At 64.0% G+C, this 24,801-nt stretch carries 24 protein-coding genes; 5 read left to right on the top strand and 19 right to left on the bottom strand.

Annotated features, from left to right (window positions below):
• Positions 1-33: 33 nt before the first annotated feature.
• The 6 genes from C8C95_RS23530 to C8C95_RS13025 form a co-directional block, all read right to left on the bottom strand.
• Positions 34-840 carry a glycosyl transferase gene (locus C8C95_RS23530; RefSeq protein ID WP_133246231.1) on the bottom strand — a complete coding sequence of 269 codons (807 nt, stop codon included), beginning with the start codon at positions 838-840 and terminating at the stop codon, positions 34-36.
• A 23-nt stretch (positions 841-863) separates the two neighbouring features.
• Positions 864-1,421 carry a dTDP-4-dehydrorhamnose 3,5-epimerase gene (gene rfbC / locus C8C95_RS13045; protein ID WP_116748863.1) on the bottom strand — a complete coding sequence of 186 codons (558 nt, stop codon included), beginning with the start codon at positions 1,419-1,421 and terminating at the stop codon, positions 864-866.
• Between the two features lie 8 nt (positions 1,422-1,429).
• Complete coding sequence (gene rfbA, locus C8C95_RS13040) at positions 1,430-2,314, bottom strand: glucose-1-phosphate thymidylyltransferase RfbA (RefSeq protein WP_116748862.1); 885 nt, start codon at positions 2,312-2,314, stop codon at positions 1,430-1,432.
• 13 nt (positions 2,315-2,327) lie between these two features.
• Positions 2,328-3,218: a dTDP-4-dehydrorhamnose reductase gene (gene rfbD, locus C8C95_RS13035; RefSeq protein WP_116748861.1), complete on the bottom strand. Its 891-nt coding sequence runs from the start codon at positions 3,216-3,218 to the stop codon at positions 2,328-2,330.
• Entirely contained in the window at positions 3,215-4,306 is a 1,092-nt protein-coding gene (gene rfbB, locus C8C95_RS13030) for a dTDP-glucose 4,6-dehydratase (protein WP_116748860.1), read from the bottom strand. Before rfbB ends, rfbD begins: the two co-directional genes overlap by 4 nt.
• A gap of 109 nt (positions 4,307-4,415) precedes the next feature.
• Positions 4,416-6,401, bottom strand: coding sequence for an SDR family oxidoreductase (locus tag C8C95_RS13025; RefSeq protein ID WP_116748859.1), 1,986 nt, complete (start codon positions 6,399-6,401; stop codon positions 4,416-4,418).
• A gap of 228 nt (positions 6,402-6,629) precedes the next feature.
• Here C8C95_RS13025 and C8C95_RS13020 point away from each other — a divergent pair, with 228 nt between their 5' ends.
• The 3 genes from C8C95_RS13020 to C8C95_RS13010 all read left to right on the top strand — a co-directional run bounded on the left by C8C95_RS13020 (position 6,630) and on the right by C8C95_RS13010 (position 8,948).
• Positions 6,630-7,223 (top strand): phasin family protein, encoded by a 594-nt coding sequence (locus C8C95_RS13020; RefSeq protein WP_116748858.1) that lies wholly within the window; start codon positions 6,630-6,632, stop codon positions 7,221-7,223.
• A 229-nt stretch (positions 7,224-7,452) separates the two neighbouring features.
• Positions 7,453-8,115, top strand: coding sequence for a TetR/AcrR family transcriptional regulator (locus C8C95_RS13015; RefSeq protein WP_056059478.1), 663 nt, complete (start codon positions 7,453-7,455; stop codon positions 8,113-8,115).
• 56 nt (positions 8,116-8,171) lie between these two features.
• Positions 8,172-8,948, top strand: coding sequence for a hypothetical protein (locus tag C8C95_RS13010; RefSeq protein WP_056059480.1), 777 nt, complete (start codon positions 8,172-8,174; stop codon positions 8,946-8,948).
• A 192-nt stretch (positions 8,949-9,140) separates the two neighbouring features.
• On the opposite strand, the gene C8C95_RS13005 is transcribed toward C8C95_RS13010, so the two are convergent.
• Positions 9,141-9,908, bottom strand: a complete 768-nt coding sequence (locus C8C95_RS13005; protein WP_116748857.1) for a type III pantothenate kinase — start codon at positions 9,906-9,908, stop codon at positions 9,141-9,143.
• A gap of 180 nt (positions 9,909-10,088) precedes the next feature.
• Between C8C95_RS13005 and lysM the strand changes: the two genes are divergently transcribed.
• Positions 10,089-10,577, top strand: coding sequence for a peptidoglycan-binding protein LysM (lysM, locus tag C8C95_RS13000; protein ID WP_056745437.1), 489 nt, complete (start codon positions 10,089-10,091; stop codon positions 10,575-10,577).
• 76 nt (positions 10,578-10,653) lie between these two features.
• Here the strand turns inward: lysM and C8C95_RS12995 are convergent, their stop codons facing one another.
• The 7 genes from C8C95_RS12995 to C8C95_RS12965 form a co-directional block, all read right to left on the bottom strand.
• The gene (locus tag C8C95_RS12995) at positions 10,654-11,070 is read right to left on the bottom strand and encodes a rhodanese-like domain-containing protein (RefSeq protein ID WP_116748856.1); all 417 of its coding nucleotides are present in this window, start codon (positions 11,068-11,070) and stop codon (positions 10,654-10,656) included.
• Between the two features lie 15 nt (positions 11,071-11,085).
• Positions 11,086-12,051 (bottom strand): SprT family zinc-dependent metalloprotease, encoded by a 966-nt coding sequence (locus C8C95_RS12990; RefSeq protein WP_116748855.1) that lies wholly within the window; start codon positions 12,049-12,051, stop codon positions 11,086-11,088.
• A 10-nt stretch (positions 12,052-12,061) separates the two neighbouring features.
• A complete protein-coding gene (locus C8C95_RS12985) occupies positions 12,062-12,835 on the bottom strand; it encodes a lysophospholipid acyltransferase family protein (RefSeq protein WP_116748854.1) in 774 nt (257 codons plus the stop codon).
• An 85-nt stretch (positions 12,836-12,920) separates the two neighbouring features.
• Positions 12,921-13,517, bottom strand: a complete 597-nt coding sequence (gene gmhB, locus C8C95_RS12980) for a D-glycero-beta-D-manno-heptose 1,7-bisphosphate 7-phosphatase (protein WP_116748853.1) — start codon at positions 13,515-13,517, stop codon at positions 12,921-12,923.
• Between the two features lie 47 nt (positions 13,518-13,564).
• The gene (gene glyS, locus C8C95_RS12975) at positions 13,565-15,706 is read right to left on the bottom strand and encodes a glycine--tRNA ligase subunit beta (protein ID WP_116750275.1); all 2,142 of its coding nucleotides are present in this window, start codon (positions 15,704-15,706) and stop codon (positions 13,565-13,567) included.
• An 11-nt stretch (positions 15,707-15,717) separates the two neighbouring features.
• Positions 15,718-16,623 (bottom strand): glycine--tRNA ligase subunit alpha, encoded by a 906-nt coding sequence (glyQ, locus tag C8C95_RS12970; protein WP_010462637.1) that lies wholly within the window; start codon positions 16,621-16,623, stop codon positions 15,718-15,720.
• Positions 16,624-16,966: 343 nt separating this feature from the next.
• Entirely contained in the window at positions 16,967-18,043 is a 1,077-nt protein-coding gene (locus tag C8C95_RS12965; protein WP_099731311.1) for a type II asparaginase, read from the bottom strand.
• Between the two features lie 208 nt (positions 18,044-18,251).
• Between C8C95_RS12965 and C8C95_RS12960 the strand changes: the two genes are divergently transcribed.
• On the top strand, positions 18,252-19,181 hold the full coding sequence (locus C8C95_RS12960; RefSeq protein WP_099731312.1) for a LysR family transcriptional regulator: 930 nt from the start codon (positions 18,252-18,254) through the stop codon (positions 19,179-19,181).
• Between the two features lie 63 nt (positions 19,182-19,244).
• On the opposite strand, the gene fabB is transcribed toward C8C95_RS12960, so the two are convergent.
• The 5 genes from fabB to C8C95_RS12935 form a co-directional block, all read right to left on the bottom strand.
• Entirely contained in the window at positions 19,245-20,468 is a 1,224-nt protein-coding gene (fabB, locus tag C8C95_RS12955) for a beta-ketoacyl-ACP synthase I (protein ID WP_099731313.1), read from the bottom strand.
• Positions 20,465-20,986, bottom strand: coding sequence for a 3-hydroxyacyl-[acyl-carrier-protein] dehydratase FabA (gene fabA, locus C8C95_RS12950; protein ID WP_008907199.1), 522 nt, complete (start codon positions 20,984-20,986; stop codon positions 20,465-20,467). Before fabA ends, fabB begins: the two co-directional genes overlap by 4 nt.
• A 161-nt stretch (positions 20,987-21,147) precedes the next feature.
• The gene (lnt, locus tag C8C95_RS12945; protein WP_116748852.1) at positions 21,148-22,779 is read right to left on the bottom strand and encodes an apolipoprotein N-acyltransferase; all 1,632 of its coding nucleotides are present in this window, start codon (positions 22,777-22,779) and stop codon (positions 21,148-21,150) included.
• Complete coding sequence (locus tag C8C95_RS12940) at positions 22,779-23,663, bottom strand: transporter associated domain-containing protein (protein ID WP_060986846.1); 885 nt, start codon at positions 23,661-23,663, stop codon at positions 22,779-22,781. The genes lnt and C8C95_RS12940 overlap by 1 nt, the downstream gene beginning before the upstream one ends.
• 107 nt (positions 23,664-23,770) lie before the next feature.
• The gene (locus C8C95_RS12935) at positions 23,771-24,511 is read right to left on the bottom strand and encodes a GNAT family N-acetyltransferase (protein ID WP_116748851.1); all 741 of its coding nucleotides are present in this window, start codon (positions 24,509-24,511) and stop codon (positions 23,771-23,773) included.
• Positions 24,512-24,801 lie beyond the last annotated feature (290 nt).

Raw genomic sequence — 24,801 nt, 5'->3', positions numbered from 1 at the left:
GACAGATCGATGGCAGGGACCGAATGGTAACGGTCATCGACCACGCGGGGAGTGGGTCCGAAGAGCATGACGCTGCCGCCAGAATCTCCAGCAGGCAGAGGAAAACCACAGCCGCCACAGGCTCCGAATATGCCAAAGTAAATGGTGCGCATCGCTGCGACTCGCGCGCCGCGCCGTGTGCGTCACACACGCATTTGACACCCCCACCAAGCGGTAGCCCGCCAACTGCAACCGCAGGCAGATGTCGACATCCTCGCAATACATGTGGTAACGCTCATCAAATCCCTGAATTTCGGCAAAGACCTCGGCAGGAAACAGCAATAGCGCGGCACTTACCCAATCGGGAATGTGCACATCTCGCTCGGACGCACTTTTCAACACATGCCTTTTCCATAGCGCCCACGGCGTGGGAAGCAGACGCCGGTAGTCCTGAGGTCGTCCTTTGCCGTCGATTTGTATGGGATATACGCAACCAACCTCCGGCTGACAAGCGCTATCCAGCAAGGCGAGCCAAGGATCTGCACTCCACGAAATATCTGGATTCATCACAACAAAATACTTGGAAGGACTATTTTGCGATCGATCCTTCAAAAAAGCCTGGTTGTGATTTGCACCAAAACCCAGAGGGTGCCTGTTAACGATCAAAAAAAATTTGATTCGCCCGATGCAATACTCTCCATTGACCTGCCATGGTCGAAGACCATCCAATAGCTTTGGCTCTGGCACATTGATGGTGATCCAAATGCGCTGGCACCAAGACAAGTCAGGTGCAGCCGATAGCAGCTGCAAAAGAGCCAGCACTTGCGCACCATGCCCGTGACTAACCACGGAAATACTCACAGACACCCGAAGACCCCGAACATCTATTGATCCAACATCGCAATGAGATCGTCGAGACGAGGAGCATCGCGGTCTTTATTTGATAGCACAGGACTATCGCCAGTTTCTGGCCATGTCACTCCGATGCGCGGATCGTTCCAGGCGATAGAACGCTCAGCCTCTGGCGCATAGTAAGCAGTAGTTTTATACAAAAAATCTGCGGTATCGCTCAACGTTAAAAATCCATGGGCAAAGCCAGGGGGCACCCACAGCTGTTGGTTATTTTCCTCAGTCAGCTCGGCACCAACCCATTGTCCAAAAGAGGGCGAGTTTTTTCGAATATCAACCGCCACATCGAAAACAGCCCCTCTGACACAGCGTACCAACTTGCCCTGCGCCCACGGTCCCAACTGGAAGTGCAACCCCCTCAAAACGCCCTTGGCGCTGCGGCTGTGGTTATCCTGGACGAACTGATGGGACGTCCCCGTCGCTTCGTTAAACACCCGCTGATTGAAGCTCTCAAAGAAAAACCCGCGTGCATCCCCGAACACCTTCGGCTGGATCAGAACGACGTCGGGAATAGCGAGGGGAGTGGCTTGCATACGGGTTCTCAATAAATTTTTTCCTGGGCCACGCGCAGCAGATACTGGCCGTAGCCGTTCTTGGTGAGGGGCATCGCAAGGCGCTTAAGCTGGGCGGCGTCGATCCATTGCTGGCGCCACGCGATTTCTTCGGGGCAGGCGATCTTGAGACCCTGGCGGCGCTCGAGGGTGGCGATGAACTGGCCCGCCTCCAGGAGACTTTCATGCGTACCTGTATCGAGCCACGCATAACCGCGCCCCATGATCTCTACACTCAACTGCCCTTGCTCCAGATACAGACGGTTCAAATCAGTGATCTCCAGCTCTCCACGCGGCGAGGGCTGAAGTTTCTTGGCCATCTCAACCACTTGGTCGTCGTAAAAGTACAGGCCTGTGACCGCATAGCTGCTCTTGGGTTGTGCTGGTTTTTCCTCCAGAGAAAGCACTTTGCCCCGGGAATCGAACTCAGCCACGCCATAGCGCTCAGGGTCCTGCACATGGTAGGCAAAAACACTGGCCCCCACTTCTCGCTGCCGGGCGTTGTTCAGCAGCTCGTGGAAGTCGTGGCCGTAGAAGATGTTGTCGCCCAGCACCAGCGCACTGGGCGCACCGGCCAGGAAAGCCTTTCCGATGATGAACGCCTGCGCCAAGCCCTCCGGACTGGGCTGCACGGCATATTGCAGGTTCAGGCCCCATTGGCTGCCGTCGCCCAGCAGTTGCTCAAACCGCGGCGTGTCCTGCGGCGTGCTGATGACCAGGATGTCGCGGATGCCCGCGAGCATCAGGGTGCTCAGCGGGTAGTAGATCATGGGCTTGTCGTACACCGGCAGCAGTTGCTTGCTGATGGCCAAGGTGGCCGGATGCAGCCGGGTACCGGAGCCTCCGGCAAGGATGATGCCTTTGCGTTGCGTCATGTGAGGGTGCCGATCAGAGGATTTCAGCCAGCATGCGCGCCACGCCCGCTTGCCAGTGGGGCATCTGCAGGCCGAAGGTGGCTTGCAGCTTGCCGGTATGAAGGCGCGAATTGTGCGGGCGCACCGCAGGAGTGGGAAATGCGCTCGAAGGGACGGGCGCGACTTCTTTTGCTTTGATTTGGATAGCAGGTTGCGCAAGCTGCGCCTGCGCGATCACGAACTTTGCGTACTCGTTCCAGTTCGTTTCACCGGCTGCGACACAGTGGTACAGACCTGCATCCTGAGGGCGCTGTAGCAAGTGGCTCAGGGCATGTGCCGTCACGTCGGCCAGAAGATCGGCACCCGTGGGCGCTCCCCACTGGTCGTCGATCACAGTCAGGCGCTCACGCTCCTGCGCCAGGCGCAGCATGGTCTTGGCGAAGTTGCCACCACGCGCCGCATAGACCCAGCTGGTGCGCAGGATCAAGTGCTTTGCGCAAGCCTCTGCAATGAGCTGCTCGCCTTCGAGCTTGGTGCGACCGTACACACTCAAGGGAGCGGGTGTGTCACTTTCGAGCCAGGGGCGGCTGCCGCTGCCATCGAAGACGTAGTCGGTGCTGTAGTGCACCAGCCAAGCACCCAGCTTCGCCGCCTCCTGGGCAATGGCGCCCGGCGTGGTGGCGTTCAGCGTACGGGCGAAGTCGGCTTCGCTCTCGGCCTTGTCCACAGCGGTGTGGGCCGCAGCATTGACAATGATGTCGGGACGCAAGGCACGCACCGTCTCGGCCACGCCAGAGGGGTTGGAGAAATCGCCGCAGTGCTCGGTACTGTCGAAGTCCAGGGCCATGACGGTGCCCAACACCGACAGGCTGCGCTGTAACTCCCAGCCGACCTGCCCCCCCTTGCCAAAAAGAAGGATATTCATACGCGGTCGCCTGAAAGGACAGCAGCCTCTTCATGGTCGTACTGGGTCTGGACCCAATCGCGGTAAGCGCCAGTCTGCACGCTGGCCACCCAGTCGGCATGCTCCAGGTACCACTGAACCGTCTTGCGGATGCCAGTGTCGAAGGTTTCGGCGGGCTTCCAGCCCAGCTCGCGCTCGATCTTGCGCGCGTCGATGGCGTAGCGGCGGTCGTGGCCGGGGCGGTCTTTCACGTAAGTGATCTGGGCCTTGTAGCTTTGGCCGTCGGCGCGGGGGCGCAGCTCGTCTAGCAGGCTGCAGACCATGTTCACGATCTCAATATTGGGTTTCTCGTTCCAGCCACCCACGTTATAGGTCTCACCAGGCGTACCGGCTTCCAGCACGCGGCGGATAGCGCTGCAGTGGTCTTTCACATAGAGCCAGTCGCGCACCTGCTTGCCGTCGCCATACACCGGCAGGTTCTTGCCGGCCAGCGCGTTGACGATCATTAGCGGGATCAGCTTCTCAGGGAAGTGGTACGGCCCGTAGTTGTTGCTGCAGTTAGTGGTGAGGACCGGCAGGCCGTAGGTGTGGTGCCATGCGCGCACCAGATGGTCGCTTGCGGCTTTGCTGGCGCTGTAGGGACTGTTGGGCTCGAAGCCACGTGTCTCGGTGAAGGCCGGGTCAGTGGGTGCGAGCGAGCCGTACACCTCGTCGGTGGATACGTGCAGCAACCGGAAGGCGGCACGTTCGCCCTCGGGTAGCACAGTCCAGTAAGCGCGCACGGCTTCGAGCAGGCGGAACGAACCGACGATGTTGGTCTGGATGAAATCCTCGGGCCCGTGGATGGAGCGGTCCACATGCGACTCGGCTGCGAAATTCACCACCGCGCGGGGCTTGTGCTCGGTCAGCAGCTGGGCTACCAACGCAGAGTCGCAAATATCCCCTTGCACAAAGATGTGCCGCGCATCACCTTGCACACTTTCCAAATTGTGCAGATTGCCCGCATAAGTGAGCTTGTCGAGGTTAACAACGGGCTCACTGGAGGCAGCGAGCCAGTCAAGGACAAAGTTGGCGCCGATGAAACCCGCGCCGCCAGTTACCAGAATCATAGGGGGCTGTGTGTAATGCCCGTTGGGCAAAGCCTGTGATTATCCCTGCCCGCCTGACCTCTGGGTAACAGATTTCAACACGGGCCCCTTGGAGGAAGGCGGCGCAACTTCAGAAGTGGATGCCACGCATCATTTGCTGCAGCGCCACCGCCTCGGCGGACAACTGCGGTTTGGCATCCTTGGCGCCCTTGGCGGCGGTGGAATCCGGGAACATGCGGAAGCTCGTGTTCATGGTGATCTGCGCCACGCGTGGCACCAGCGCGTGCAGCAGCTGGCCGGTGATGCCCAGCCGCGTGGCGATGCGCACCGGCTTGAAGATGCAGGCCTGGGCAATCATGTCCGCCGCCTCCTCGGGGCTCAGCGTGGGCACGTTGTTGTAGATCTTGGTGGGCGCAATCATTGGGGTGCGCACCAGGGGCATGTTGATGGTGGTGAAGGTGATGCCCTGGTCGGCAAACTCGCTCGATGCGCAGCGCGTCCACGCGTCCAGCGCCGCCTTGCTGGCCACATAGGCCGAAAAACGCGGCGCGTTGGTCAGCACGCCGATGGAGCTGATGTTGACCACATGGCCCTTGCGCTTAGCCACCATGCCGGGCAAGAAACCCATCGTCACGCGCAGGCAGCCGAAGTAGTTCAGCTGCATGGTGCGCTCGTAGTCGTGGAAGCGGTCGTAGCTCGACTCGATGGCGCGGCGGATGGAGCGGCCCGCGTTATTGATCAGGAAATCCACACCGCCATGCTTGTCGATGAGCAGCTGCACAAAGCGATCGCAGTCGGTCATGTCGGCGATGTCGGCCGAGTACGCGATGAAGCTGTAGCCTTTCGCCTTTGCCTCGGCACAGGCCTCGTCCAGCTTGTCCTGGTCGCGCCCGCAAATGATGGTGGTGGCACCCGCCTCGGCAAACTTGTGCGCCGCCGCCAGCCCGATGCCAGACGATCCACCGGTGATCAGCACCACCTTGCCCGCCACCGTGCCCTTGAGCGTGCGGTCGATGAACAGCTCGGGGTCCAGATTGCGCTCCCAGTAGTCCCACAGCCGCCAGGCGTAGTCCTTGAGATTGGGGCAGATGACGCCGGAGCCCTTGAGCGCGGCCAACGTTTCGCGGCAATCAAAGCGCGTGGGGTAATTCACGAAGGTGAGCATGTCCTCGGGCAGGCCCAGGTCCTTCATCACCGCGTTACGCACGCGGCGCACGGGCGCCAGCGCCATCAGGCTCTTCTTCACGCTCTTGGGGATGAAGCCCAACAACGCGGCGTTGACGAACAGGTTCATGCGCGGCGCATGGGCTGCGCGGCTGAAGATATCGAGCACATCGCCCACGCGGTAGCCCACTGGGTCCACCAGGTGGTAGCACTTCTTGGTGATGTCCTTCTGGTGGCTGATGACGTTGAGGGCATTGACCACGAAGTCCACCGGCACGATGTTCACGCGCCCGCCTTCCAGGCCCACGGTGGGCATCCAGGGCGGCAGCAGCTGGCGCAGGCGCTGGATGAGCTTGAAGAAGTAGTAGGGCCCATCGATCTTGTCCATCTCGCCGGTCTGGCTGTCGCCCACCACCATGGCCGGGCGGTACACCGTCCAGGGCACCTTGCAGTCTTGGCGCACGATCTTTTCGCTCTCGTGTTTGGTCTGGAAGTACGGGTGGTCCAGGCCCTCGGCTTCCTCGAACATGTCTTCGCGGAACACGCCTTCGTACAGACCTGCGGCCGCGATGGAGGAGACATGGTGGAAGTGCCCGGCATCAATCGCCTTGGCCAGGTCCACCGTGTTGCGCGTTCCCTCGATGTTCACGGCCACCTGGGTTTCTTCGTCAGCAGAGAGGTCATACACCGCGGCCAGGTGGTAGAAGTGGTCGATCTGGCCCTTGAACTTCTTCACGTCGTCTGCCGAGACGCCCAGCTTCTTGGCGGTGAGGTCGCCAAACACGGGGATGGCGCGTGCAGGGCCTACGCCCCAGAAGCTGCGCAGGTCGGCCACCTTGTCCGCACTTTCCTTGCGGATCAGGAAATGCACCACCGCCCCCTTGCGCTCCAGCAGCTTCTTGACCAGCCGCTTGCCAATGAACCCTGTTGCCCCCGTCACGAAATACTGCATGGATAACTCCTCTGAGATAGCTTCATTCTTGCCCAAGGCCTGCACACCCCGATTCAGCAGAAACCCGCGCCGATGCTAGGTGCCCAGCGGGCACGCGGGCTAGATGGCACGCTCTACATTTTTAGGAGCGCGCGCCTACACCTTGCGCACCGTGCGGCGTACAGTGCGGCCATGAGTCGAAGGCAAAATCGCCCCGGCAACCCCAACCAACCGCACCATGGAGGCCTTATGGTCAAGAAACTGCAGAAACTCAGCGCTGACAAGAAGAAGAGCAACGCCCAACTGTCCAGCACCGTCAAGGACTCCGCCCAGCAGATCTGGCTGGCCGGTCTGGGTGCCTTCTCCAAGGCGCAGGAAGAAGGTGGCAAGGTGTTTGAAGCCCTGGTCAAGGAAGGCCTGACCATCCAGCGCAAGACCCAGGCCGTGGCCGAAGAAAAGATCACAGAAGCCACCAGCCGCGTGACCACCATGGCCAGCGACATCGGCTCCAAGGCCCAGGGCCAGTGGGACAAGCTCGAAAACATCTTCGAAGACCGCGTGGCCAAGGCCCTGGCCAAGCTGGGCGTGCCCTCGGCCCGCGACCTGGAAGCCCTGAGCGCCCGTGTGGACGCACTGGCCAAGGGCAGCAAGCCAGCTCCTGCCAAGGCTGCGGCCAAGCCCGCTGCCAAGGCCCCTGCCAAAAAGGCGGCCGCAAAGAAGGCCGCGCCTGCCAAGGCAGCCGCAAAGCCTGCAGCCAAGGCCCCCGCCAAGAAGGCTGTGGCCAAGAAGACCGCAACACGTGCCGCTGCCGACGCAGCCCCCAGCACGCCGTCGGCCAGCTGATCACGGCTTGCCAGCGGCAAGCACCCAGCCCGCACCAAGCGGTCCGCGCGCCACGGCGCCTGGACCGCTTTTCTTTTTTTGGTGAAACCCGTGAAGTGCGCTAAAAGCGATCTGGGAGCGACGCGCGCGCCCTCTTCTCATGTCGCACTGCAGCATGACTGCGTGGGTTAGAGTAGCCATCAGAGACAACGCAACAACGACACACAATGACGCGAAGGGGCCCACACACATGGTGAAGAAAGCGCCACGCCGCACCGCAGAACGCATTCTGGAAGTGACGCTGGACCTGTTCAACCGGTTCGGTGAACCCAACGTCTCCACCACCCTGATCTCGGCCGAGTTGCGCATCAGCCCTGGCAATCTCTACTACCACTACCCCGCCAAGGACGAGCTGATCAACGCGCTGTTTGATCGCTACGAAGGCTCGCTCACCGAGCTGCTGGCCGCAGCAGATGGTGTGCGCAATGTGGAGGACGCCTGGTTCTTCATGCACTCGCTGTTCGAGCTGATCTGGCAGTACCGCTTTCTGTACCGCGATCTCAACGACCTGCTGTCCAAGAACCGGCGCCTGGAGACGCACTTCCAGGCCATCCTCAAGAACAAGACCCGCGCCGTGCGCGCCATGCTCGATGGCATGGGGCGCGCAGACGCGCTGCACATCGACTCGCGCGAGCTGGAGGCCACCGCCACCAGCATGGTCGTGGTGCTCACCTACTGGCTCAGTTTTGAATACGTGCGCGACCCGCGCCGCGCGCTGGAGCCTGAAAGCGCCCAGGCCGCGCTGCTGCGCGGAGCCCACCATGTGCTGAACCTGCTCATGCCCTACCTCGAAAGCGGCCAGCGAGCCCACCTGCTGGAGCTGGTCGGCGCCTACGCCGCAGTGCCTGGCTGATACAGAGACGGCCCACCACAGACACCCAACCACAAGAACTTCCGGAGACACACACCATGGCCAAATGGACCCCCTTCCCCCACGCCGGCGACTACCAGTTCGACGCTGCGAGCGTCAAGAAGCAATGGGCACGACTGCATGGCGGTGATGCCGAACCCTGCCCCAAGGACGCAGCCGCGCTGGAAGCGTGGGCACTGTTCCACAACGGCGACTTTGAGAAAGCGGCGGCTGCAGGCCTGGCGGCCGGTGGAGCGGGCATTACCGCAGCCAACAAGGCCACCTCCATCTACGCCAACTACCTGGAGCCCAAGGAAAAGACGCGGCTGGACCTGTTCATGCAGGTGGCCGAAAGGGCCGAGGCCCAGGCAGCCGCAGAACCGAACAACGCCAACGCCTGGTACTGGCATGCGTATGCGCTGGGCCGCTACAGCCAGGGCATCAGCGTGGCCAAGGCGCTGGCGCAGGGCCTGGGCGGCAAGGTGAAGGAGTCGCTGGAAAAGGCCATCGCCCTGTCGCCCAAACACGCCGATGCGCGCATTGCGCTGGGCGCCTTCCATGCGGAGGTGATCGACAAGGTGGGTTCGCTGATTGGCGGCATGACCTATGGCGCCAAGAAGGACACGGGCCTCAAGCTGTTCCAGGAGGCTCTCAAGCTCAACCCGGGATCGGCCATCGCCATGATTGAGTACGCCAATGCCCTCGTCATGCTGGAGGGCGACAAGAAGATGAAGGAAGCCACTGCGCTCTACGAAAAGGCCGCCACCGCAGAACCCATGGATGCCATGGAGCGGCTGGACGTGGAGATGGCACGGGCGGAACTGGAAGAAGAGTAAGAGGCATCCCCCTGAGCGGCTTTGCCGCTCCCCCCTTCTCTCGACTAGCTACGCCATTCGGGAAGGGGGACGACACCCTCGCTGCGGGGTGGCCCTTGCTCGGTGTCTCTGGCTTGCGCAGCGCCAGTTTTGCACAGAGGTTTTCAGTAGATTGCCGTGTCGCGCTGCTATGGATGCGGAGCTCAAAAGCCCTCAGCCCCCAAACCGCTGCGCGGCAATCTCCAGCAGACCGTCAAAAATCAGGTTGTCCACCAGCTCAAACGGCCGTGTCATGCTGGGCGCCATCTTCCAGCCGGCGCCGCCGGTCATGATGCAGGCAGGCTCCTGGCCGCAGTGCTGCAACAGGTGCTGGTACATGCGCTCCACGGCCCCCGCGATGGCGTAGGTGCCGCCGCTGGTCAGCGCATCGCTGGTGTTGGTAGGGAACGGGCGCACTTCACCCGTAGGCACGTGCAGGCCGGCGGTGCCGGTTTCAAGCGCACGCAGCATGATGCCGTGGCCGGGCAGGATCAGGCCGCCCATGAAGCGGCCCTCGGTGTCGATGCACTCCACCGTCACGGCCGTGCCCACCATCACCACCACCAGCGGCCGTGCAGGGCCGCTTGCCAGCACATGGTGGCGTGCGCCGATCATGGCCACCCACCGGTCCGAGCCCAGGCGCGAGGGGTGGTCGTAGCCATTGGTCAACCCCGCCTCTTGCGCCGATGACACCACCCACGAGGGGGTGACGTCCCAGATTTCCATCTGTTCCTGTACGCGGCGTTTGACGGCATCTCCCGCCACCACACAGCCCAGCATGCGTGTCGGATGGGGCAGCGAGGCCCAGCTGCCTTCGGCCAGGCGGTCGATGTGGTCAAGAAACTCGGCGCCATGCGCAATGGGCGCAGCCCCGGGATGGGGAGCGTCGTACAACGCCCATTTGAGACGGGTGTTACCGACGTCGATGGCCAGAAAAGTCATGCGGCGGATTATCCCGAGTTTTGCGATGCGCCCCTGCCCGAGGGCGACAGCCACTGCAGTACCAACCCTCCCCGGCCCCCAAATTGTGAAAAATCGTGTCGTGCCCCTGTCCGACACGACGCAGCCGCCCGTACCCGCTACAGTGGTCCTTCCTGTTTCTGCAACATTAGGAGGTACGACATGGGTCTTTTCAGTTTCATCAAGGAAGCCGGCGAAAAGCTGTTCGGCGGCAAAGAAGCGCAGGCCGCCACGGCCGCCGCCCCCACGCAGGATGAACTCAACGCCAAGGCGTCCAAGGCCATCGAGACCTACATCGCGTCCCAAAACCTGGGCGCCAGCAACGTACAGGTGGCATTCGACGGCACGCAAGGCAAGGTCACCGTCAAAGGCACCGCGCCCACCCAGGCCGCCAAGGAAAAAGTCACCCTGTGCTGCGGCAACGTGGCCAGCGTGACCAGCGTCGAGAACCTGATGGAGGTGACCAACCCCGAGCCCGAGGCCCAATACCACGACGTGGTGCGCGGCGACACCCTGAGCGCCATTGCCAAGAAGTTCTATGGCGACGCCAACAAGTACCCCGTGATCTTCGAGGCCAACAAGCCCATGCTGAGCCACCCCGACAAGATCTATCCCGGCCAGAAGCTGCGGATTCCGCCACTGACCAAGTAATCTCTCGCGGATTCAAGCCCTCTGAGCTGCCAGCGCTAGTAGAAAAAGCGCTGGCAGCTCTTTTTTTGATAGCGAATCAGCCCTGCTTCCACGGCAGGCCATGAAAGCGCCAGCCACCACGTTTGCCGCGTTGGCCTTGCGCATCCGCATCGCCCTCAAACCCTTCGAGGATGTTGTAAGCGGTGATACCCAACTCGGTGGCGCGGCGCGCGGCGGCAATGGAGCGCACACCGCTGCGGCACAGCAGCACGGCCCGTCCACCCTCGGGCACCGCAGCGCGCATCTGGGCATCAAAGTCGGCGTTCATCGCCATGCCCGGCCATTGCTTCCAGGCCACCGCGGCGGCGCCGGGCACGTGGCCCACCCACTCGCGTTCGGCGTCGCTGCGCACGTCCACCAGCACGGCCTGCCCGGCCTGCACCCATTGCCAGGCCTGTTGGGGCGTCACGTCACCGGCGTAGCCTTCGGCGGGGGAAATCTTGGCTTCGGTCATCGTCAGGGTCCTTCTTCAATCCCACAAGGGGGCGGGTTCGTCACGGAGATGGCTGCGCAGTTGCGCGTAGTCCGGCACCACGGTGGCCACGGTGTCCCAGAAGCGGGGGCTGTGGTCCATCACGCGCAGGTGGGCCAGTTCGTGCGCCACCACGTAGTCGATGATGGCCGGGCGGTAGTGCAGCAGGCGCCAGTTCAGGCGGATGGAGCCGTCGGCCTTGGCGCTGCCCCAGCGGGTGTTGGCGCTCGACAGGCGCAGGCTGGCCCAGCGCACGCCCAGCAGCGGGGCAAAGTGGTCCAGCCGCTCGGTGAAGTGGCGGCGCGCGTCGCGCATCAACCAGGCCTGGACGGCATCGCGGACCTGTGCGGGGCTGGCGCTGTGCGGCAGGCCGATGTGCAGGCCGGGCGTCGTGGCTGCGCCGCCCTGCTCCACCGCTGCCACCAGCGCTCCACCTTTGCCCGCAAAGCCGTGGCTCGGGTCCAGCACCAGCCTCAGCGGCTCACCCAGATAGGGCAGCTCTGCGCCATGGGCCCAGACGATACGACCGCCTTCCATACGCTGCTGGCGCTCGCGCGCCTCCGACAGCTTGCGCAGGATCCAGTCGGACTTCTCGCGCAGCGCGGCATCCACTGCGCCCAGCGTCACCCAGCTGGGGGCCCGCACCGACAGGCCATCGGCCCCCACGGTAAAGCCGATGCTGCGGCGGCGCGCGCGCTGCAGCGCATAGGCCACGACGGCATCTCCCAGCAACACCTCGCGGCTGGCCTGGGGGTGGCGGAATTCGGCGGGCGACAACAGCGAAGGCAGCGGCACCGCTGGCGCCGCAGGCCGGCTCACTATAGTTTTAGGAGCTACCGGCGCTTGATCGACTAGCGCTTGTGGCTGATTGGGCTTGAAACCTGCAGCCACAGGACTGGGGCCTGCTGCAGGGGTCCCGGGCGGGTCGAACAGGTCCAGCGCCAGTTGCACAAGCCGCTGCATCACGGTCGGTTTACTTCCCGCTGGGGGCCGTGATGTTGGCCGCTGGGGCTGGGTAAGCCTCTGGGTCCAGACGACGCATCTCGGCCTCGATCCAGGCCTCCACCTCGCGCATCAGTTCGTCGGGCTGGCGCCCCACGCTGGAGATGGGCTTGCCAATCGACACATCCACCACGCCGGGGCGCTTGACGAACGCCTTGCGCGGCCACACTTTGGCCGAGGTCACTGCGATCGGAATCACCGGCGCACCGGTGTCAATCGCCAGGCGGGTACCGCCGGTCTTGTAGTTGCCCTTCTGCCCCCGCTCGATGCGCGTGCCCTCGGGGAACATGATGATCCAGATGCCCTTGGCCAGCAGGTCCTTGCCCTGCTGCACCACCTTGTTGAAGGCCTGCGTGCGCTGGTTGCGGTCGATGTGGATCATGTCCAGCCGCCCGATGGCCCAGCCGAAGAAGGGCACATGCAGCAGCTCCTTCTTGAACACGTAGGCCAGAGGGTGCGGCATGATCACCGGCATCAGGAAGGTCTCGTACGTGGACTGGTGCTTGACCAGCAGGATCGCGCCTTCGTTGGCGCCCTGCGGCAGGTTCTCCATGCCGGTCACCTCGGCGCGGATGCCCAGAACCACCCGCGCGCCGCTGATGCACAGCGACAGCCAGGCCCGGGCGATGCGGTAAAGGGGCACACCCCGCACGCCCAGCAGCGTGCCCAGCATGATGGCCAGCGCGTAGGGCACCACGGTGATGCCCATCCAGAGAAGGTGAATGACAGAACGGATAAGAGCCATTGGGATGTCTTTTTGGCCGCAAGCGCTAGTGAAATATGCGCCAACAGCTATGAATTAAATAGCATCAAGATGCTGCTGCGCCCCGTCACGACAGCGGCAAGGGCGCTGCGGCCACGGCGGCTGCGGCGCTTGGCACCACCGGCAGCAACTGGTCCACAAAATCTCCGAGGCTGGCGTGCAACTGCGTACCCGCCGGCAACCCCGCAGGCAGCGCCCCGCCCGGCCGCAACGCAGCAGACCGGCCGGTGCACACCAGGTGCAACTGGGCCCCCAGGGCGGCACCCGCCTGCAGGTGGACCTCGCAGCTGCCGACCACGCGGATCTCGTTACGCTCCATGCCGTAGCGGTCGCAAATCTGCTCCAGCAGGCCCGGGGCGGGCTTGCGGCAGCTGCAGTCCTCGTCGGCCGCATGGGGGCAATAGAACACCGCGTCGATGCGCCCGCCCACCGCCGCCACCTGCCGGTGCATCTTGGCGTGGATGGCGTTGAGCGCCACCACGTCAAACAGGCCCCGGCCCAATCCCGGCTGGTTGGTGGCGACCACCACATGCCAGCCGGCATGGTTGAGGCGGGCAATGGCTTCGAGCGCGCCCGGCACCGCCGCCCACTCGTCGGCCGAAGTGATGTATTCATCCCCCATCGGGTTGAGGGTGCCGTCGCGGTCGAGGATGGCGAGTTTCATAGGAGGGGTTTGCCTTGTGAGAACCACCAGCCTACCAGCACCAGGGGTCAGGCCGCCAGACGGGACAAATCGGCCACGCGGTTCATGGCTTCGTGCAGCGTCTTGAGCAGGCCCTGGCGGTTCAGGCGCAGGTCCAGTTGCTCGGCGTTCACCATCACGTCGTCAAAGAACGCATCCACGGGCGCACGCAGCACGGCCAGGGTCTGCAGGCTGGCGGTGTAGTCGCCCGCGTCGAACTGGGCATTGGCCTCGGGCACAAAGCGCTGCAGCGCGGCGTACAGGTCCTGCTCGGCCTTTTCCTGCAGCAGGTTGGGGTTGACGTGGGCATCCACCGGGCCTTCGACCTCGGCCTTCTTGAGGATGTTGCCAACGCGCTTGTTGGCGGCTGCCAGGGCGGGGCTTTCGGGCAAGGCGGCGAAGGCACGCACTGCAGCCAGCTGCTTCTCGACCAGGGCCAGGCGCTGCGGGCGCAGGGCCAGCACGGCGTCCACTTCTTGCGCGCTGTAGCCTTGCTCACGCAGGCTGCCGGCAAGGCGGTCGTAGATGAAGTCGGCCAGAGCGGGCGTGGCATCGGTGATCTTGTCGCCAAAGGCAGGCACGGCACCGGCCAGCAACGCGCTCAAGTCCAGCGGCAGGTCTTTTTCGACCAGCATGCGGATCACCCCCAGTGCATGGCGGCGCAGCGCGAACGGATCGCGGTCGCCCGTGGGCAGGTTGCCGATGCCGAACATGCCGACCAGTGTTTCTAGTTTGTCGGCCAGCGCCACCACAACGCCAGCGGTGTTGCGCGGCAGTGCATCGCCCGCAAAGCGGGGTTTGTAGTGGTCTTCGATCGCGTTCGCCACGGTCTCGCCCAGGCCGTCGTTCAGGGCGTAGTAGCCGCCCATGATGCCCTGCAGCTCAGGGAACTCGCCCACCATATCGGTCACGAGGTCGGTCTTGGCCAGTTGCGCGGCCAGATCGGCATCCTGCACCAGTTGCGCGTCGCCCAGCTGGGATGCAATCGCCTTGGCAATGGCGCGCACGCGCTCCACGCGCTCACCCTGCGTGCCCAACTTGTTGTGATAGACCACCTTGCCCAGGCCCTCGACACGCGAGGCCAGGGTCTTCTTTCGGTCCTGGTCAAAGAAGAACTTGGCATCGGCCAGGCGGGGGCGCACCACGCGCTCGTTGCCGCCGGTCACAAAGCTGGTGTCTTCGGGGCTGATGTTGCTGACCACCAGGAATTTGTTGGTGAGCTTGCCTGCGGCGTCGAGCAGCGGGAAGTACTTCTGGTTGGCCTTCATCGTGAGGATGAGGCACTCTTGTGGCACGCCCAGGAACTGCTCTTCAAACTGGCAGATGACCACGTTGGGGCGCTCCACCAGCGCGGTCACCTCGTCCAGCAGGGCTTCGTCTTCGATGGGGCGGGCGCCGTTGCCCACCTTCGCAGCAGCCGCAGCCAGCTGGCGCGCGATCTCGGCCTTGCGCTCGGCAAAGCTGGCAATCACGGCGCCGTCTTTTTGCAGCGTGGCGGCGTAGCTGTCGGCATCGGCCAGCACCACGGGCGACACGGCGGCTTCAAAGCGGTGGCCGGTGGTGCTGTTGCCAGCGGTCAGGCCCAGCGCCTTCACGGGCACCACGGTGCTGCCATGCAGCGCCACCAGGCCGTGCGCGGGGCGCACAAAGTTCACGCTGGTCCAGCCGGGCAGCTCGCAGTCGGTTTCGAGCTGGTAGCTCATGACCTTGGGGATAGGGAGCTTGGCAATGGCTTCGTCCAGCGCTTTTTGCAAGCCCGCTTGCAACGTGGCACCGGGCACCACGCTGTCGTAGAACAGGGCTTCGGCCTTGCCGTCCTGCGCGCGCTTCAAGGCAGCCACAGCGGCTGCGGGGTTGGACACATCGGCGCCCAGCGCCTGCAGCTTTTTCAGCAGCGCAGGCGTGGCGTTGCCGTCCGCTTGAAGGCCCACGGTCACGGGCATCAGCTTTTGCTGCACGGCCTTGTCGGCGGCCTTGTCGGCCACGGCGGTCACATGCGCGGCCAGGCGGCGGGGCGAGGCAAAGGGCGTGACCACCGAGGCGGCAGACGCCAGGCCCAGGGCCTTGAGCTGGTCGCCCAGCACGGTGGCGAAAGCATCGCCCAGCTTCTGCAGCGCCTTGGGCGGCAGCTCTTCGACAAACAGTTCAACGAGGAGGTTTTGGGTTGTCATCGTCATTTCTCTCACGCAGCCTTCTTCGTCATCTGTTCCACCCACTCGCGCGGCGCCATGGGGAAGCCCAGGCGCTCGCGGCTCTCGTAGTAGCTTTGCGCCACGGCACGGGCCAGGTTGCGGATGCGGCCGATGTAGGCAGCGCGTTCGGTCACGCTGATCGCACCGCGCGCATCCAGCAGGTTGAAGCTGTGTGCGGCCTTGAGCACCTGCTCATACGCAGGCAGCGCCAGCTGCTGCTCCATGAGGTACTTGGCCTGCTTTTCGTGCGCATTGAAGGCCGTGAACAGGAAGTCCGCGTCGCTGTGCTCGAAGTTGTAGGTGGACTGCTCCACCTCGTTTTGCTTGTACACGTCACCGTAGCTCAGTGTGTCGGTCCACTTGAGGTTGTAGACGTTGTCCACGCCCTGCAGGTACATGGCCAAACGCTCCAGGCCGTAGGTGATCTCGCCCGTGGCAGGCTTGCAGTCGATGCCGCCGACCTGCTGGAAGTAGGTGAACTGCGTGACTTCCATGCCGTTGAGCCACACCTCCCAGCCCAGGCCCCAGGCGCCGAGCGTGGGGTTCTCCCAGTCGTCTTCGACAAAGCGGATGTCGTTCTTTTTCAGGTCGAAGCCCAGGGCTTCGAGCGAGCCCAAGTACAGCTCCAGGATGTTGGCCGGTGCGGGCTTGAGCACCACCTGGTACTGGTAGTAGTGCTGCAGGCGGTTGGGGTTCTCGCCGTAGCGGCCGTCCTTGGGGCGGCGGCTGGGCTGCACGTAGGCGGCCTTCCAGGGCTCGGGGCCGATGGCGCGCAGGAAGGTGGCAGTGTGCGAGGTGCCGGCGCCCACTTCCATGTCATAGGGTTGCAGAAGGGCGCAACCCTGCGCGTCCCAGTAGGACTGCAGCTTCAAAATGATTTGCTGGAATGTCAACATGGCGTCTGTGGCTGAGGCACTGGCAAGCCAGGGCCTGGCAAGTAAGGGGAAAAAGAAGAAACCGCGGTGCGCGAGCCAAACCCAGCGCCCGCCGCCCCATGGGCAACAAGGACGGGCATCGCGCGCGCAAACCAGTGATTTTACGGCGCGCAGCCGCGCGTGCTGCGGCAGCGCCAGCAACACCGGCCCGCGCCCATGAAAAAAGGCCGGAGCCCTTTTGGAGCCCCAGCCTTCCCAACCAGTCACGCGAGCTATAAGCCGGTGCGTACCGGTGGCCACACGGGTGTGGCCGTCAACGCATGCATCGCGTCAAAGCATGGCGTTCAAACCTCGAAAACAGGGATCAATACTCCCAGAAAATGCGCTGCAGTTCCTTGCTGTCGTTGGTCTTGGTCAAAGCGACCATGGCCAGGATGCGGGCCTTTTGGGGGCGCAGGTCATGGGCCACCACCCAGTCGTACTTGTCGTCGGGCTGCTCGGCATTGCGCAGCACAAAACCATCGGGCACGCGGGCCGAACGGATGATCTGCACGCCCTGGCCACGCAAGGCCTTGAGCGAATCGACCGCCTGTGCGGCCACCGAGCCGTTGCCCGTGCCGGCATGGATCAGCGCCTTGACGCCGGCCTTGCCGTAGGCCTCGATGCCCGTGGTGTTCATGTTGCCGTAGCCGTACACGATGTCCACGGCGGGCAGCGCCTTGATGTCGTCGATGTTGAACTCGGAGTTGGTCGTGTGGCGCTTGACCGGGGCGCGAAACCAGTAGTTCTTGCCTTCCACCACCATGCCCAGCGGGCCCCACTGGCTCTTGAAGGCCTCGGTCTTGATGTTGATGGTCTTGCTCACATCGCGACCGCTCTGGATCTCGTCGTTCATCGTGACCAGCACGCCCTTGCCGGCGGCGTCCTTGCTGGCGGCCACGGTCACGGCGTCGTACAGGTTCAGCGCGCCGTCGGCCGACAGGGCCGTGCCGGGACGCATGGAGCCGACCACCACGATGGGCTTGTTGGTGCGCACGGTGAGGTTCAGGAAGTACGCGGTTTCTTCCAGGGTGTCCGTGCCGTGGGTGATCACGATGCCATCCACGTCTGCCTGCTTGGCCAGGGCCGACACGCGCTGGCCGAGGCGCAGCAGGTGCTCGTTGGTGAAGCTCTCGGAGGCGATCTGGAACACCTGCTCACCCGACACCTTGGCCACATTGGCCAGCTCAGGCAGGCCTGCCAGGAGCTTGTCCACCGGCACCTTGGCGGCGGCATAGGTTGCGCTGTTGGCGGCCGAGGCGCCCGCACCGGCAATGGTGCCGCCCGTGGCCAGCACCACCACATTGGGCTTGGCAGCCTGGGCCATGGCAACGGCGGAGGCAGCAGACAACAGCAAACCCGCGAGCCAGCGACTGGCGGTGGGGGAGGAAGAAATGCGCATGAAGAAGTCTCCTGATTTTTTTGGGTGGCAGCGCGCGTTGCGCCGCTTTATTCAAAACCGCCGGTGAAGCGGTGCCGCATCCTATGAGAAACCAGAACACAGTCATGCGGAATAATTGACCCACCCTTATGAATTCAGCTCACACCCCTGAACTGCCGTTCGAAGGCCATGAAGTGCCCCTCGGCCACCGCCACAAGACAACTCCGCCATGAACTTGAGACAACTGGAAGTTTTTCAGGCCGTGCTGCAAACCGGCAACATGAGCGCTGCGGCGCGGTTGCTGTGCATCACCCCCTCAGCAATCAGCAAGGCCGTGGCGCACACCGAGCTGCAGCTGGGCTACCGGCTGTTCAACCGCTCGCCGGCAGGCCTGACCCCGACGCCCGAGGCCCAGGTGCTGGCCACCGAGTCCACGGGCATTTACCGGCAGCTGGACGCCCTCAAGCGCACTGCGCGCAACCTGGCCACCAGTGATTCGGGCGATGTGCGGCTGGGCGCCATACCGTCCATCACGCACGAATTTCTGCCGCGCCTGCTGCAGCACCATGCCGAGCAGCATCCGCAGGTGGGCGTGGAGGTGCGCACCATCCACCAGGACCAGATGACCCAGGCCCTGCTCACGCGCAGCGTGGACTTTTGCCTGGGTTTCTACAAACACCCCCACCCACAAATCGCGAGCGATCTGCTGGTCAGTGGTCGCTTGTACCTGGCGGTCGCGACCAGCGTGTGGGCGCGTGCTCCCCGTGCCGCCAGCCCCGGTGCGCGGCTGGCGCAGGTGCCCGTGATCCGCCTGGTGGGCGATGACCCCATGCGCCAGGCGATTGACGAAATCGCACACCGCCTCGGCTCGCCCGCCGGGCCCGGCATCCAGGTGCAGACATCGCGCCTGGCGCTGGAGCTGGTGCGCCGGGGCATGGGCTGGACGGTGGTGGACTTTCTCACCGCCAAGGGGCTGGACCCTGCACAGATGGTGGCACAGGAGCTGCACGAGCTGGCCCCCATGTCGCTGTACAGCTACCACGCGCGCGCCTTTCCGCCCGGTCTGCAGGCCACCCGCATGCTGGGCATGTTGCCCGCCTTGCTGCACGAGGCCCTGCAGCCCAACCCCAAGGCCCGTCAGGCGCTGACGGCCCGATAGATCCCAGGAAAAACGGCCTGCATGTCCAGAGACAGGCAGGCCGTTGCGGTGGGGAGTCCGCGGTCAGTGGTTCCAGCGGCGCAGCACCAGGCTGGCGTTGGTGCCGCCAAAGCCGAAGCTGTTGGACAACACCGTGTTCAGCTGCGCATCGCGCGTTTGCGTGACCAGAGGCATGTCGCCCAAGGCCGGGTCAGGTGTCTCGACATTGGCCGAGCCGGCGATGAAGCCCTTGTTCAGCATGATCATGCAGTAGATGGCCTCCTGCACGCCCGTGGCGCCCAGCGAGTGGCCGGTGAGCGACTTGGTGGACGAGAACGGTGGCACCTTGTCGCCAAACAGGGCACGCATGGCGCGCACTTCCTGCATGTCGCCCACGGGGGTGGAGGTGCCGTGGGTGTTGATGTAGTCGATGGGGGCGTCCAGACCTTCCATGGCCTGCTGCATGCAGGCAATGGCACCGTCGCCCGACGGGGCCACCATGTCTTCACCGTCGCTGGTGGCGCCAAAGCCCACCACTTCGGCCAGGATGGTCGCGCCACGGGCCTGGGCGTGCTCCAGGCTCTCCAGCACCACGGCACCGCCGCCGCCTGCGATCACAAAACCATCGCGGTTGGCGTCATAGGCGCGCGAGGCCTTTTCGGGTGTTTCGTTGTACTTGCTGGACATCGCGCCCATGCCGTCGAACAGCAGCGACATGCCCCAGCTCAGCTCTTCACCACCGCCCGCAAACATCACGTCCTGCACGCCCCAGGCGATCTGCTGCGCGGCCGCGCCGATGCAGTGGGCCGATGTGGAGCAGGCCGAGGTGATGGAGTAGTTGATGCCCTTGACCTTGAAGTTGGTGGCCAGGCACGCAGAAACCGTGGAGCTCATGCAGCGCGTGACCTGATAGGGCCCCACGCGGCGGATGCCTTTTTCGCGCAGCGTGTCGGCCGCTTCGATCTGGTTGGCGGGCGAACCGCCGCCCGAACCCATGATGAGGCCGGTGCGCGGGTGGCTGACCTGCTCGGGCGTGAGGCCTGCTTGCTGGATAGCGTCTTCCAGTGCGATCTGCGCATAGGCCGCCGCATCGCCCATGAAGCGCAGCTGCTTGCGGTCGATGCGCGCTTCGATATCGATCTCCGGGGCGCCGCCCACCTGGCTGCGCAGGCCCAGTTCCTTGAACTTCTCCACGGCCTTGATGCCGCTGGTGCCCGCACGCAGCGAAGCTTCCACGGAGGCCAGGTCGTTGCCAATGCACGAGACGATGCCCGCGCCGGTGATGACTACGCGCTTCTTGGTGGTCATGCTGCGTCCTTGCCGTCTTCCTCGCGCTTGAACAGACCCACGCGAAGGTCGTTGGCCACATAGATTTCCTTGCCGTCGGCCAGCAGGCGGGCATCGCCAATGGCCATGACCAGCTTGCGCTTGATGACGCGCTTGATATCGATTTCGTAGGTGACCAGCTTCACGTCAGGGCCGACCTCGCCGGTGAACTTGACCTCGCCCGCACCCAGCGCGCGGCCCCGGCCCGGCAGTTGCAGCCAGGTCAGGTAAAAACCGATGAGCTGCCACATGGCGTCGAGCCCCAGGCAGCCAGGCATGACCGGGTCGCCCTGGAAGTGGCAGGCAAAGAACCACAGGTCGGGTTTGACATCGAGCTCGGCGCGGATCTTTCCCAGCCCGTGCGCGCCACCATCGCTGTCGATGTGCGTGATGCGGTCAAACATCAGCATGGGTGGCAGCGGCAGACGCCCGCTGTCAGCGCCGAACAGCCGGCCCTCGCCCGAGGCGATCAGTTGTTCGTAGGAAAAGGAATCTGCCATTTTCAGTCGTACTCCAGAACGGCGGATGGCCCGCCTCAAATCATCGTTTTACGCAACACCAGCCCCCGGTTGCGGGCCTCTATTATCAAGGCATAGGGAGCCGCCTCTAAACACGGGGGTGCGCAGGCCCCTGCGCCGCCGGGCGCAATGCCTGACCTGGATCAATTGCCACGCGGCCTGCGGCCCCTGCTGGCGACCATGGCCCCCACCAGCGCCAGAGCCCCCAGCGCCCACAGCGGCCACAGCCCCCAACGGGACACCCACCACGCATAAGGCGTGATGGCCCAGCCACTTTGTGCGTCCAGCCCCCGGCCCTGCACCTCGCCCTTGAGCACGCCGCGCGTGTAGCGGGCCAGCTGGTGCGTGACCACACCCCGGTGGTCGATGATGACGGTGGCGCCCGTGTTGGTAGCGCGCACCATCGGGCGCTCGAATTCGAGCGCACGCATGCGGCTGATGTGCAGATGCTGGTCAATGGCCAGGGTGTCGCCAAACCAGCCTATGTTGCTGAAGTTGACAAACACCGTGGGGGCCTGGGCGGGGTCGATGAATCGCGCCCCCAGCTCCTCGCCGAACAAGTCTTCGTAGCAGATGTTCGGCGCGATGCGCTGCCCCGCCACGGCAAACGACGCCTGGCCCACGGTCCCCCGGTTGAAATCGCCCAGAGGGATGTTCATCATGGCCGTGAACCACTTGAAAAACGGCGGAATGAACTCTCCAAATGGCACGAGGTGGTGCTTGTCGTAGCGATAGGGCTCTGCCTGGGTCGTGGCGCTCATGCCCAGCACGGAGTTGGTGTAGCCCTGCGCTTCATCCCCCAGCGGAATGCCCACCATGGCGGCCTGAGCCCCTTGCGCATAGCGTTGCTGCATGCCCTCCAGATACCCCGGAATGAGCTGCTGCGGCAGCAGCGGTATGGCGGTCTCGGGCGCCACCACCAGGTCAGCCTGGGCGTTGCGCAGGGCCTCGGCATACCACTGCAGGGCCACGGGCACGCCGCTGCCGGATTGGAACTTTTCGTCCTGGGGGATATTGCCCTGCAGCAGCTCCAGGCTCAGGGGGGGCGCTGCGCGCCGTGCCGGGGTGTGGCACAGATTGACCGCGCACAGCCGGTCCACCGTGGCCCAGGCCAGCAGGCCGCCCGCCGCCAGCACCAGCGCCCACCAGCGCACCTTGCGCAGATCGGTGGCACGCACCTGCACCACGCCCATCGCCAACGCCGCAGCCACCGCGCTGATGCCATACACCCCAATGTGGCGGGCCAGCACGGCGAGCGGCCCATCCACATGCGCGTAGCCGCCAGCACCCCACGGGAACCCCGTCCACCAGACGCCCCGTGCCAGTTCGGCCAGCAGCCACAGCGCTCCGAAAAGAAGAGCACTCCCGGCACGATTCATCGGCGCATACCGGCAAAACAAGGCCAAAGCCGCCGCGTAGTAGCTGGCCAGAAAGGCAGCGAGCCCCAGCACCGCTGCCACGGCCAACGGCGCGGGCAGGCCGCCATAAGAATGCATGGAAATGAACAGCCACCAGAAAGTGCCTGCCAGCCAGGCAGTGGCAAACAACCCACCCATTAGCGCACCGCGCCGCCAGGGCGCAGCGACGCGCTGGTGCTCCCCAGCGAAAGGCCGCACCATCCAGGCGAGTGCAGCCATCGAAGCCAGCTGCAGCCACCACAAGGGTTGGCCGCTGCCCGGCCAGGCCAGCGAGGCCGCCTGGGCCAGGCCCGCCGCCAGTGCCAGCAGCAGTTGCGGCAGCAGCGGCCCGCCCGCCATCCGAGAGCGCCGCGACATCAGCCGTCGGAGGGGGTGTCTTCGACCCTGGACACCTTGAACCAGCGCACCGCCCCGCCCTTGGTGTGCAGCACCACAAAATGCAGGCCGCTGAGCTGCAGATGCTCACCGCGCTTGGGCACATGGCCCATTTCGTGGGCAATCAGGCCGCCGATGGTGTCGAAATGCTCGTTGGGGTCGCTACCCACGATGGCCACCTCAAAGGCCTCGGCCACACGCTCGATGGGGGTGTCACCACTCACGCGGTAGGTCCGGTCGGCGAGGCCAAAGATGTCGCCATCGTCTTCGGGGATGTCGAACTCGTCCTCGATCTCGCCGACGATCTGCTCCAGCACGTCTTCGATGGTGATGAGCCCGGCCACGCGGCCAAACTCGTCGATCACGATGGCCAGGTGGTTGCGGTTGCCACGGAACTCGCGCAGCAGGTCGTTCAGGCCTTTGCTTTCGGGCACAAACGCTGCCGGGCGCAGCAACGCACGGATGTTCAGCTCGGGCGCCCGCTGCAGCTTGAGCAGGTCCTTGGCCATCAGGATGCCGATGATGTTCTCGCGCTCGCCCTGGTAGACCGGGAACCGTGAATGCGCGGTGCTGATCACCAGGTGCAGCAGCTCATCGAAAGGCGCGTCAATGTTGACGAGGTCCATGCGCGGTGCTGCCACCATCACATCGCCCGCCGTCATGTCGGCCATGCGGATCACACGCTCCAGCATCACGCGCGATTCGGCGCCGATGACCTCGTTGTCCTCGGCCTCGGCCAGGGTTTCGATGAGTTCTTCCGTGGAGTCCGGCCCAGGATGGATGAACTCGGCCACTTTCTGCAGGAAGGTGCGCTTGTCTTCCCTCTCGGGCGGTCGCCCGGGGTGCGCGGGGTGCGGGTCAGACACTGTCTGGAGTGCAGGACGTGCGGTAGTGAATCAGGCCCCTAGGATAGCGGATTGCCGTGACAGCCGGCCACCACCGGCGTCACGGCCGGGGGCGTGACCGCCATGCATCACTCGGCCGACTGGTGGCGCGCGTGTTGCACGCCGCTGCGCACTTCCTGCACATTGGCCAGAAAGTCCCAGAACTGCTTGGCCTGCTTTTTGAGCTGGTAGTCCACCTCGGCGAACTGCTGCTCGACCATCTCGGTCATGCGCGTGTCGAGGCTGGCGGGTGGTATCTGCAGATAAGCTTCGGCCTCGGACCCGTCGCGGCGCACGGTGGCACCGGCGTTGCGCGCGATCTTGAGCATCGCGGTGTTTTCGGACAGCGCGTGGATGAACACCATGTTCACGCCCTCATTGCGCGCATGCATCACGGCACGCTCAAACAGGCGCGCGCCAAAGCCGCGACCCCGTGCCTGCTTGAGCACGGACACACCGAATTCAGCACACGGCTTGTGTTCGGGGTTTTCCGAAAACGCCAGGTGGGCCATGGCGATGAGCTCAAGGCGGCGGTTGTAGATGCCAAAGATTTCATCGCGCTCGAAGTTGAGCTGCTCGGCGTAGCGGCGGATCTGTTCGTCGTTGGCGGCATAGCCAAAGCGCAGGTAGCGGTCTGCAGGCTCCAGCTGCAGCAGGTGCTGGGTGATCCGCTCCCGGTAGGAGGGGCCCAGGGAGCGGATAGGAACCATCACGGGCGTCTCCTGCTGGTGGATGTGAATGTCAGAGGCAGAAGAGCCGCTGGTTACCGGGCGCAGCAGGTCCCGGCCTGCGTACCAGGATGCCTTGAGCCAGTCTTTGGTTGCGAACATGCCGCCAAATATAAGGGTTTTCCCTCATCTTTTCCAGTCCAAATTGCTGCGCCGCAACAAAATAGTGATCCTACTCAAAATGCGGAAAAATCGGCTCCAAGCGCTGGAAGATCGTGCCTCAATAGCTATCAATTTGAGAGTATTCATGCCCCGGATCTCCTCAGCATGGGTCGCAGACGCGACGGCTGGGGTGGCTGCACCCCCGTCTGCGCCAAGCCTTCTCTGCACGGGGCGGAGCGTAAAGCGCGGACCGCCTTACAGCAACCTCCACCGCATCAACAGACGCCACA

Source organism: Acidovorax sp. 99 (assembly GCF_003096455.1).
Classification (GTDB): domain Bacteria; phylum Pseudomonadota; class Gammaproteobacteria; order Burkholderiales; family Burkholderiaceae_C; genus Acidovorax; species Acidovorax delafieldii.
Note: the sequence above shows the minus strand (reverse complement) of the source record. Positions and strands in the feature narration are given on the sequence as shown.

Excerpts from the sequence above, each read along its gene's own strand:
- rfbA (WP_116748862.1), bottom strand. The coding sequence starts at position 2,314 with ATGACGCAACGCAAAGGCATCATCCTTGCCGGAGGCTCCGGTACCCGG.
- C8C95_RS13005 (WP_116748857.1), bottom strand. The coding sequence starts at position 9,908 with ATGACTTTTCTGGCCATCGACGTCGGTAACACCCGTCTCAAATGGGCG.
- lnt (WP_116748852.1), bottom strand. The coding sequence starts at position 22,779 with ATGTCGCGGCGCTCTCGGATGGCGGGCGGGCCGCTGCTGCCGCAACTG.
- C8C95_RS13015 (WP_056059478.1), top strand. The coding sequence starts at position 7,453 with ATGGTGAAGAAAGCGCCACGCCGCACCGCAGAACGCATTCTGGAAGTG.
- gmhB (WP_116748853.1), bottom strand. The coding sequence starts at position 13,517 with ATGAAACTCGCCATCCTCGACCGCGACGGCACCCTCAACCCGATGGGG.
- fabB (WP_099731313.1), bottom strand. The coding sequence starts at position 20,468 with ATGACCACCAAGAAGCGCGTAGTCATCACCGGCGCGGGCATCGTCTCG.
- glyQ (WP_010462637.1), bottom strand. The coding sequence starts at position 16,623 with ATGTTGACATTCCAGCAAATCATTTTGAAGCTGCAGTCCTACTGGGAC.
- C8C95_RS12965 (WP_099731311.1), bottom strand. The coding sequence starts at position 18,043 with ATGCGCATTTCTTCCTCCCCCACCGCCAGTCGCTGGCTCGCGGGTTTG.
- C8C95_RS13010 (WP_056059480.1), top strand. The coding sequence starts at position 8,172 with ATGGCCAAATGGACCCCCTTCCCCCACGCCGGCGACTACCAGTTCGAC.
- C8C95_RS13020 (WP_116748858.1), top strand. The coding sequence starts at position 6,630 with ATGGTCAAGAAACTGCAGAAACTCAGCGCTGACAAGAAGAAGAGCAAC.
- C8C95_RS12985 (WP_116748854.1), bottom strand. The coding sequence starts at position 12,835 with ATGGCTCTTATCCGTTCTGTCATTCACCTTCTCTGGATGGGCATCACC.
- C8C95_RS12935 (WP_116748851.1), bottom strand. The coding sequence starts at position 24,511 with ATGTTCGCAACCAAAGACTGGCTCAAGGCATCCTGGTACGCAGGCCGG.
- C8C95_RS12995 (WP_116748856.1), bottom strand. The coding sequence starts at position 11,070 with ATGACCGAAGCCAAGATTTCCCCCGCCGAAGGCTACGCCGGTGACGTG.
- rfbB (WP_116748860.1), bottom strand. The coding sequence starts at position 4,306 with ATGATTCTGGTAACTGGCGGCGCGGGTTTCATCGGCGCCAACTTTGTC.
- fabA (WP_008907199.1), bottom strand. The coding sequence starts at position 20,986 with ATGGCAGATTCCTTTTCCTACGAACAACTGATCGCCTCGGGCGAGGGC.
- rfbD (WP_116748861.1), bottom strand. The coding sequence starts at position 3,218 with ATGAATATCCTTCTTTTTGGCAAGGGGGGGCAGGTCGGCTGGGAGTTA.
- C8C95_RS12960 (WP_099731312.1), top strand. The coding sequence starts at position 18,252 with ATGAACTTGAGACAACTGGAAGTTTTTCAGGCCGTGCTGCAAACCGGC.
- C8C95_RS12990 (WP_116748855.1), bottom strand. The coding sequence starts at position 12,051 with ATGCAGCGGCTTGTGCAACTGGCGCTGGACCTGTTCGACCCGCCCGGG.
- lysM (WP_056745437.1), top strand. The coding sequence starts at position 10,089 with ATGGGTCTTTTCAGTTTCATCAAGGAAGCCGGCGAAAAGCTGTTCGGC.
- rfbC (WP_116748863.1), bottom strand. The coding sequence starts at position 1,421 with ATGCAAGCCACTCCCCTCGCTATTCCCGACGTCGTTCTGATCCAGCCG.
- glyS (WP_116750275.1), bottom strand. The coding sequence starts at position 15,706 with ATGACAACCCAAAACCTCCTCGTTGAACTGTTTGTCGAAGAGCTGCCG.
- C8C95_RS13025 (WP_116748859.1), bottom strand. The coding sequence starts at position 6,401 with ATGCAGTATTTCGTGACGGGGGCAACAGGGTTCATTGGCAAGCGGCTG.